Origin of the sequence: Marinospirillum alkalitolerans (assembly GCF_045055655.1) — a bacterium.
GTDB lineage: Bacteria > Pseudomonadota > Gammaproteobacteria > Pseudomonadales > Halomonadaceae > Marinospirillum > Marinospirillum alkalitolerans.
The window spans coordinates 1-1,440 of the sequence record NZ_JBANFI010000025.1 but is presented as its reverse complement, the minus strand read 5'-3'; the positions used below and the strand labels follow the sequence as shown (position 1 = coordinate 1,440).

Annotated in this window: 1 protein-coding gene; it reads right to left on the bottom strand. The window is 47.4% G+C overall.

Translation table 11 applies throughout. The features are described from left to right. Positions 1–280 precede the first annotated feature (280 nt). The gene (locus tag V6U78_RS12665; protein ID WP_405341560.1) at positions 281–1,315 is read right to left on the bottom strand and encodes an IS110 family RNA-guided transposase; all 1,035 of its coding nucleotides are present in this window, start codon (positions 1,313–1,315) and stop codon (positions 281–283) included. Positions 1,316–1,440: the final 125 nt, after the last annotated feature.

Sequence of the window (1,440 nt, the reverse complement as noted above, 5' to 3'; positions counted from 1 at the left end):
CTAGGAAGCCTCTTACATGGACACCACCCGTTTGCCAAGTAATACCTGATGACGAATTGGGTTCGATTGCAGTCTTACATCCGGCCTGTTCTTGAGCTTTGCTCCTGGCCACTATGAATTTCGCCGATGGGGTCCTATCTGATTATCGAGGTTTTATCCTCAAAAGGCTTCTCGGGTTTGACCCATCGCGGTTCGACCGTTTCGTCATGGTATACCGGTGCAATCGTTTAGCGACCTCGCTTGTGCTTCAACACTGATACTAAAATTTATGCGTGGTTGGTCATGCAGCCACTGCTTGATACTTTTCTTTTCTAGCCAACAACACCCAAGCGATCCGTGCCATCTTGTTAGCTAAAGCCACCGCAACTTCATTAACATGGCAGCGCTGTAATAGCTGTTCAACCCAAGGGTTTTTACCAGGCTCACCTGACTTTATACGTCGGCGAACATGATGGATGACAGCACGCGCTCCGTGGATGAGCAGTCCCCTGAGATAGCTATCACCTCTCTTGCTAATTCCAAGCAGCCGGTCTTTACCACCTGATGATGCTTGGCGAGGAACCAGACCAAGGTAAGCTGCGAGTTGCCGACCATTTTCAAATTGCTTTCCATCTGAAACCGTAGCGACTAATGCCGAAGCTGTTAAAGCACCTACACCGGGTATATCTTCTACTCGCTGAGAGGCTTCATTTTGTTTATGCCATGCTTTAATCTGCGTTTCCAAGCGATCAGCCCGCTCAATCAACTGATCATGCTCTGACTTTAATTCCGCTAAAAGAAGTCTCGTCATCATGGGTAAGTCATTCTCAGCATCTTCCAATATTTCTGGTAACCGATGAGATATCACCTGAACCCCTTGGGGCAGCTCAATGCCGTACTCGGCAAGAACTGCACGAATATGATTACTTGTTGCAACACGCTGCCTGACCAGTTGCTGCCGCCCATGATGCAAATGTAAGACAGCTTGTTGCTCAAGGCTTTTGGGTTCTACAAACCGCATACTCGGTCTTTGCACTGCTTCACATATTGCTTCGGCATCATTGCGGTCATTCTTATTGGACTTCAAATACGGCTTAACAAATGCAGGCGGAATCATTTTGACTTCATGGCCCAGTGCAGACAGAGTCCTCGCCCAATAATGTGCGCTTGCGCAAGCTTCAAGCCCAATTAAGCAAGGTGGTAGCTGGGCAAAAAATTGGCAAACCTTGCTGCGAGCTAGTTTTTTTCGTGTGACAACCTGACCAACTTGGTCAACTGCATGGACCTGAAAGACATTTTTTGCCAAATCTAAACCCACTACGCTAATCTGATTCATGGATGCCACCCTCTCGTTGAGTTGATGATTACAGTTCAACTATGGCACATAGATGCCGGTTAGAGTGGGTGGTGTCCATTTCATCTGATTAACTACTGCGCTTGGTGATGCTGCGTTGAAATTGG

Coding starts and splice junctions, on each gene's coding strand:
- V6U78_RS12665 (WP_405341560.1), bottom strand. CDS start 1,315: ATGAATCAGATTAGCGTAGTGGGTTTAGATTTGGCAAAAAATGTCTTT.